This is a genomic window from Actinomadura livida (genome assembly GCF_014648675.1).
GTDB classification, from domain to species: domain Bacteria; phylum Actinomycetota; class Actinomycetes; order Streptosporangiales; family Streptosporangiaceae; genus Spirillospora; species Spirillospora livida.
Genome location: NZ_BMRO01000019.1, coordinates 120,426 through 126,939, shown reverse-complemented (window position 1 = coordinate 126,939; position 6,514 = coordinate 120,426). Strand labels below are relative to the sequence as shown.

At 72.8% G+C, this 6,514-nt stretch carries 10 protein-coding genes; 3 read left to right on the top strand and 7 right to left on the bottom strand.

Features of this window, described 5'->3' with window-relative positions; translation table 11 throughout:
- Positions 1-138: 138 nt before the first annotated feature.
- Positions 139-549: a RidA family protein gene (locus tag IEZ03_RS33145; protein WP_184886269.1), complete on the top strand. Its 411-nt coding sequence runs from the start codon at positions 139-141 to the stop codon at positions 547-549.
- Positions 550-568: 19 nt separating this feature from the next.
- Here the strand turns inward: IEZ03_RS33145 and IEZ03_RS33140 are convergent, their stop codons facing one another.
- Both IEZ03_RS33140 and IEZ03_RS33135 read right to left on the bottom strand, forming a co-directional pair.
- Positions 569-934: a DoxX family protein gene (locus IEZ03_RS33140; RefSeq protein ID WP_184886267.1), complete on the bottom strand. Its 366-nt coding sequence runs from the start codon at positions 932-934 to the stop codon at positions 569-571.
- Positions 934-1,239, bottom strand: coding sequence for a hypothetical protein (locus tag IEZ03_RS33135; RefSeq protein ID WP_184886265.1), 306 nt, complete (start codon positions 1,237-1,239; stop codon positions 934-936). The genes IEZ03_RS33140 and IEZ03_RS33135 overlap by 1 nt, the downstream gene beginning before the upstream one ends.
- A gap of 87 nt (positions 1,240-1,326) precedes the next feature.
- Between IEZ03_RS33135 and IEZ03_RS33130 the strand changes: the two genes are divergently transcribed.
- Positions 1,327-2,172 (top strand): sigma-70 family RNA polymerase sigma factor, encoded by an 846-nt coding sequence (locus tag IEZ03_RS33130; RefSeq protein ID WP_184886263.1) that lies wholly within the window; start codon positions 1,327-1,329, stop codon positions 2,170-2,172.
- 24 nt (positions 2,173-2,196) lie between these two features.
- Here IEZ03_RS33130 and IEZ03_RS33125 read toward each other — a convergent pair whose 3' ends face one another.
- The 5 genes from IEZ03_RS33125 to IEZ03_RS33105 form a co-directional block, all read right to left on the bottom strand.
- On the bottom strand, positions 2,197-2,760 hold the full coding sequence (locus IEZ03_RS33125; RefSeq protein WP_184886261.1) for a dihydrofolate reductase family protein: 564 nt from the start codon (positions 2,758-2,760) through the stop codon (positions 2,197-2,199).
- A gap of 1 nt (position 2,761) precedes the next feature.
- Positions 2,762-3,577, bottom strand: coding sequence for an alpha/beta fold hydrolase (locus IEZ03_RS33120; RefSeq protein ID WP_184886255.1), 816 nt, complete (start codon positions 3,575-3,577; stop codon positions 2,762-2,764).
- Between the two features lie 56 nt (positions 3,578-3,633).
- The gene (locus IEZ03_RS33115) at positions 3,634-4,356 is read right to left on the bottom strand and encodes a helix-turn-helix domain-containing protein (protein ID WP_184886253.1); all 723 of its coding nucleotides are present in this window, start codon (positions 4,354-4,356) and stop codon (positions 3,634-3,636) included.
- A gap of 75 nt (positions 4,357-4,431) precedes the next feature.
- Entirely contained in the window at positions 4,432-4,974 is a 543-nt protein-coding gene (locus tag IEZ03_RS33110; RefSeq protein ID WP_184886251.1) for a DinB family protein, read from the bottom strand.
- Positions 4,975-5,052: 78 nt separating this feature from the next.
- A complete protein-coding gene (locus IEZ03_RS33105; RefSeq protein WP_184886249.1) occupies positions 5,053-5,436 on the bottom strand; it encodes a DoxX family protein in 384 nt (127 codons plus the stop codon).
- A gap of 142 nt (positions 5,437-5,578) precedes the next feature.
- Between IEZ03_RS33105 and IEZ03_RS33100 the strand changes: the two genes are divergently transcribed.
- Entirely contained in the window at positions 5,579-6,463 is an 885-nt protein-coding gene (locus IEZ03_RS33100) for an RNA polymerase sigma-70 factor (RefSeq protein ID WP_221480806.1), read from the top strand.
- Positions 6,464-6,514: the final 51 nt, after the last annotated feature.

Genomic DNA, 6,514 nt, shown 5'->3' with positions numbered 1-6,514 from the left:
GTGCCCGACAACTCGACCACCTCACCGAAATGGCCGAGAGATCGACCTCGATTCACCATCGGTGGATCGAGGCTAAGGGCGCGCCGGCCGGGTGCCGGGGGTGGGTCATGCTCCTCCCTCATGCGAAAGGAAACAGCCGTGGGTCGTGCCGTCACGTTGATCCGCTCGTCCTCCCTGTCCGACGTCGCCGAGTACGCCTACGCGGCGACGGCCCCCGCCGAGGCCCGGCTGATCTTCCTGGCCGGCGCCTGCCCGCTGAACGAGGACGGGTCCACGGCCGCGCCCGGTGACTACGCGGGTCAGGCGGCGAAGGCCGTCGAGAACATGCGGACCGCCCTGAAGGACGCCGGGGCGTCCCTGGAGGACGTCATCAGCACGAGGGTTCTCGTCGCGTCCAGCCGCCAGCCCGACCTGGTGACCGCCTGGGAGGTCGTCCGGGACGCGTTCGGCGACCACGACGTCCCCAGCACGCTGATGGGCGTCACCGTGCTGGGGTACGACGATCAGCTCGTGGAGATCGAGGCCGTCGCCGCCGTCCTCGACTCCTGACACGTACGAGGGTGGCCGGTCAGCCGATCGATCGAGCGAAGTGCGTCCCCGCTGCCACGGCCAGAGCCAGGAAGGCCAGCGGGAAGGCGAGGTTGTGGAAGACCCGCGCCCGGACGTGTGCGATGACCGCTCCGGCGAAGAACAGCACCAGCCCGGCGGCGGCCGCCAGGCCGAGGAGCGGCAGGCCGAGCAGTCCGAGGACCAGTCCCGCGGCCCCGGCTCCCTCAAGGACGGCGAGGTGCGGAATCCATTTCCGTGCCACGCCGACCTCGGCGGAGTTCTGGAGCACGAACTGCGCCTGGGCGGCCTTGGCCACCACCTCGAAGGAGTTGGCCAGGACGCAGCCGACGGTCGCGGCGAGCAGCCCGGTCTCTAGCGCCGCCATCAGCGCGAGTACCGTCCCAGCACGGTGACCGGCTGCGGCGGGGCCGGCGCCCCCGCCCACTCCGCGACCTTGGCCCTGAACACGAGGGCCTCCGGGAGCCGCAGAAGGGGATTGGCGGCGCCGTCGGCGAGACGCAGCGTCAGCAGGAACTCCGCGTTCTCGCCGTCCTCACCTACACGGACCGCGCTGTACTCCGTACCGGCCGGCGCCGCCTCCTCCAGCGCGGCGAAGAGCTTGCCGACGGCGTCCTCGACCTCGGGTATCCGCCCGGCATCGGTGCTGAACCGGACGATCTGTACGCTCATTGTCGTGTCCTCCACGGGACGTGCTCGTCATGTCGTTGTGCTCTCGTCCCTCCTGACGCCGAGCACGCACGAAAGGTGACCCTCCCCGTGGAACTCGTTGAACGGTTCGAGGCGGCACGGCCCCGGCTGCTGTCGCTGGCGCACCGGATCGTCGGCTCGCACCACGACGCCGAGGACGCGGTCCAGAACGCGTGGGCGCGAGTGCAGGCCGCGGACACGGCCGAGATCACCAACCTGGACGGCTGGTTCACCACCGTGACCGCCCGGCTGTGCCTCGACCTCCTCCGGGCCCGCGAGCGGCGCGGCGAACTCCCGCTGGCGTCCGCGGACGTCCCGGGCGAGCAGCTCGGCGCCGACGAGGAGTTCCTCCGCCGCGAGGCCGTGTCCAGGGCGCTGCTCGTGCTCCTTGGCGAACTGTCGCCGAGACAGCGGGTGGCCTACGTCCTCCACGACCTGTTCGCCGTCCCGTTCGACCAGATCGCCGCCGTGCTCGACACGACCCCGGCGTCGGCGAAGAAGCTCGCCAGCCGTGCGCGCGCCAGGCTCCGTGGGCCCCGCCCGGCCGAGCCCGCCGCCCATCCCGGGCACCTCGAGATCGTCGAGGCCTTCCTCGCGGCGGCGCGCGGCGGTGACATCGCGCGGCTCGTCACCCTGATGGCACCGGACGCCGTCCGGACCGCCGACCCCCGGCTGCTTCCGGCGGGCGCGCAGGACCGCGTCAGCGGGGCCCCGGCCGTGGCCGAGGAGACGAGGTCCTTCGTCGACCGGATCGCCGCCGCCGCACCGGTCCTCGTGGCCGGGCACCCCGGAGCGGTCATCGCGCCGGGCGGCCACGCGTTCGCGCTGATCCGCTTCAGGCTCGGCGCCGGGCTCGTCACGGAGATCGAGATCATCCCCTACACGCCCGGCGCGATCTCCCTTCCGCCCCGGTGATCGGCCGCAGGCGGAACCCGGACGTCAGCGGGCGCGCCGGTGGATGGTCACCAGCGCGTCCTTGCCGTATCTCGTCGTCTCGGTCAGGGTCCAGGCGCTCATGTCGGGAGTCTCCGTCCACAGCCGCCGGCCGTGGCCGAGGATCACGGGGAACCACATGAGCCGGATCTCGTCGACCAGGTCACCCGCGAGCAGCCCCTGGACGAGCCGGATGCTGCCCGCCACCGAGATCTCGCCGCCGACGTCAGCCTTGAGCCGGGTCACCTCCTCCGCCAGGTCGCCCGAGAGCACGGACGTGTTGTTCCACCCGGGGTCCTCGAGCGTGCCGCTGACGACGTACTTCGGCATGCCGTTGTACTTGTCGGCCAGCTCGCCCTCCTCGTGCGGCCAGGCGGAGGCGAAGCCGTCGTAGGTGACGCGGCCCAGCAGCAGCGCCTCGGACGCGAGCGCCTCGTCGGTCTTGAACTGCTCGCCGTCCGGCCCGCGGTCGAACTCGAAGCTCCAGTTCGGGTACTTGAAGTCCTCGCCGCCGGGCGCCTCGACGACGCCGTCCAGGGAGATGAACTCGGTGACGACGATCTTCCCCATGTCAGGCTCCCTTGGCGAAGTCGCGCAGCACGGGCGCGAGGACGGACGGGCTCGTGCTGTGGTTCTCGCCGGGGACCGCCTTCAGCGTCGCGGTCGGCAGGTGGTCGGCCAGCGCCCTCGCGCCGGTGGCGAGGTGGGGCCAGGTGTCCTCGCCGTAGAGGACGAGGACGGGCACGCCGACCTTGTCCCACAGGTCGCCGCGGAGCGGCTTGCCGGACATGGTGTCCCCGACGTTCCGGCCGTCGTAGGCGATCGTCGGCGCGACCGCCTCCAGCGCCGGCCAGAAGTCGGCCTCGCGCATGCCGCCGACGGCCTCCTCGGGCATCCCCGCGACGGCGGTCAGGAACAGCTCCACGGCGTCCCCGGGGCGGCCCTCGGCCACGGCGGCGTCGAGCCGCTCGACGTAGTCGGACGGAAGCGGCGGATGGCCGTCGTCGGCGATGACCGGCGGCTCGAACAGCGCCAGGCGCGCGATCGGCACGCCGGCCTGCGCCGCGTTGAGCGCGAGGTGCCCGCCGGACGACCAGCCGAACACGGTCGCCGGACGCCCGCCGCCCGCCCGCTCGATGATCGCGGCGAGGTCCTCGAACTCGCGCTCGACGGCGTAGGGGGCGGTGTCCCCGCTGTCCCCGCGCCCGCGCCGGTCGTAGTTGATCACCAGGAACCCGCCGGCGAGCAGCTCCGCGGTCTGCGCGTTCTCCGGGGTCGTGGCGCGGTGCGCGGTCGCGCCGTCGATCAGGACGATCGGGTCGCCCTCACCCCACGCGGTGTAGGCGATGGCGGTGCCGTCGGCCGAAGTGACAGTGCCCTGCGACATGGGGTCGTGCCTTTCTGAGGTCGGTCCGCGCGGTCGTTCGCCGCGGGGGACCCACCCTAGAAACGCGCGTCGCCCTGGATCTTGTACAGAAGCGACAGGGGTTCCGCGGTGCGCGCCGGCTCCCGCAGCCGAGTCGCCGTCCGGCCGATGAACCGCTGCAGCGACCTCGCCAGATGCGGCTGGTCGTAGTAGCCGAGCCGGTGCACGACCTCAAGGCACGGCACGCCCTCACGCAGCAGCACGGCGGCGTGCCGGGCGCGATCGATCTGCCGGATCGCGCCCTGGGTCAGCCCCGTCGCGGCGGCGACGCGCCGCTCAACGGACCGGGCCCCCACGCCGGCGGTGCCGCCCCGCACGACCTCGTCCACGAGCGGGTCGCGTCTGAGCACGCCCTCGCGCACGAGCCTCCCGACGAAGTCCTCCGCGCTGTCGAAGCCCGGGATGGCCCACTCCTCGCCCCGCAGGACGAAGACGCGCCCGTCCGCGTAAGGGCTCTCCAACTCGGCGTCGACGAGCCGGGCGGCAGGCAGGTGCGGCATCGACGTCCCGTGCGCGAGCATGATCCCGAACGATTCCGACTCGCCCGCCATCTCCACGGTCGACGCGGCCGTCTCCGGACCCCGGAGCGAGGCGTGCAGGACGCCCTCGGACTCCCAGAAGACGAACTCCCAGTGCGACGTCGCGACCGATGTCAGGCGCCCCGTCCCGCTGGCGCGCCCGCGCCACACGCGCGCGATGTACGGCGAGTCGGATCCGCGGTGGTCGCTCTCGATCGGCATGCGGTGCCCTCCCCCCGGCGCGCGGTGCCGATGCTACCTAGCTCCCCATGAACGGCACCGCCGCGCCGGGTCCGGTCAGCGGTCGACGGTGATGCCGCGCGCGCCGTGCAGGTTGCGCAGAAGGCCGATCTCGGCGACGTTCTTGGTCAGCTCGATGTTCACCCAGCCCGCCACGTCGCCCATCGTCAGCTCCGCCGCCCACGGCAGCCCGGCGGTCCGGTCGGCGGAGTCGAGGTCGGCGTCGCCCAGCCCGGCCAGGCCGGTCCGCCACTCCTGGTGCAGTTCGCGCAGCCAGCGGGCCGCCGCCTCGGCACCGCCCGGCCAGGTGATCCCGGTGCGCTCGGGCGCGCCGCCCTTGAAGCAGTGCCCGAGCGTGGTGGTCCACCAGTAGCCGATGTGCCAGGTGACCCAGCCGATCGTGACGGCCGGGACGGGATCGGGCTCCGGCACCTCCCAGTCGGCGACCCAGCGTCCCTCGGCATCCGGCCGGACCGTCCAGCAGTACGCCTCGGGCTCCCAGAGGCAGAGCGCGTCGTCGAGGCCGTCGAGGTGGTACTCGAGCAGCGCCCAGGCGATGTCGAGCTGCCGGTTCAGCATGTGCACGCGCGCAACGGTCATGCGCCGATCCTGGCAGCCGCCAAGATCACCGCACCAGCGATTTACCGGGTGCCGAGCCGGGCCCGGCGTGGGCACAGGTCAGCCGGTGAAGGGCTCCAGGGCGAAACGGCCGACCGCGACGAAGACCGCCACGGCGAGGTAGGAGGCGTTCAGCAGCACGAGGCCGAACTGGCCCAGGCGCCCGTGGGTGACCATCGCGCCGATCATGAGCAGGACCCAGCAGACTGCGGTCACCGGCACCATGACCGGCGCGATGTCCAGCGCTCCGGGCAGGATCAGGCCGGCGGCCGCCAGCAGCTCGAGGACCCCGAGCGTCTTCACGAAACCGGCCGGCGCGTGCCGGGTCCATTCGCCGCCGCTGTGCGCGGACAGTTTCTCCTTCCGGAGGAACGTCTTGGTGACGCCGCCGCCCAGGGCGATCACGGCGAGCAGGCCGGCGGCGATCCACAGAGCGATGTTCACAAGGTTCTCCTGGTGGCGAGGTTCGCTGGTAGGACGTCTGGTCACGCAGGAGATGCCGGCGGCCCCGCCCCCCGTGACAGCGCCGTCCTGTGATGTGTGCCACCGGCTCCGGATGTCACACGGAGAGCGGGAGCGGAGTCCCATGGGCATGGACTCCGCCACCGACACCTTCGTCGCCCATCGCGACCTGCTGTTCACCGTCGCCTACGAGATGCTCGGGTCGGCGGCCGACGCCGAGGACGTCCTGCAGGAGACCTGGCTGCGGTGGGCCGGCGTCGACCTCGCCACGGTCCGGGACCGGCGCGCGTACCTGGTGCGGATCGCCACCCGCCAGGCGCTGACGCGGCTGCGCACGCTCGGCCGCCGCCGGGAGTCCTACATCGGATCGTGGCTGCCCGAGCCGCTGCTGACCACGCCCGACGTGGCGGAGGACGTGGTCCTGACCGAGAGCGTCTCGATGGCGATGCTGCTGGTGCTGGAGTCGCTCAACCCGGTCGAGCGCGCCGTGTTCGTGCTGCGCGAGGTGTTCGACGTGCCCTACGACGAGATCGCCGAAGCCGTCGGCAAGACCCCCGCGACGGTCCGCCAGATCGCGCACCGGGCACGCTCGCACGTCGCCGCCCGGCGGCCGCGCGAGGCCGCCTCCCCGGCCGAGACCCGGGCCGCCCTCCAGGCGTTCCAGCGGGCGGTCGAGACGGGGGACCTGCAGGGCCTGCTGGACGTCCTCGCGCCGGACGTCGTCCTCATGAGCGACGGCGGCGGAGTCAGGAAGGCCGTGCCGCGGCCCGTCGCCGGGGCCCGCAAGGTGGCGCGCCTGCTGGCCGTCGGCTGGGACAAGGTGGGGGGCCGGCTGACGGGCGTGCCGCTCCAGCTCAACGGATGGCCCGGCCTCGTCCTGCGGATGAACGGCGAGCTCCACGGCGCCGTGGCCATGCGGGTCGAGGACGGCCTCATCACCGGGCTGTACATCGTCCGCAACCCCGAGAAGCTGTCGCGCATCGAGCGGGAGACCGCGCTGAGCCGGTGAGGCCGCGCCGGGCGGGTCCCGCCCGGCCGGGGGCGGACGGCATACTGCCTG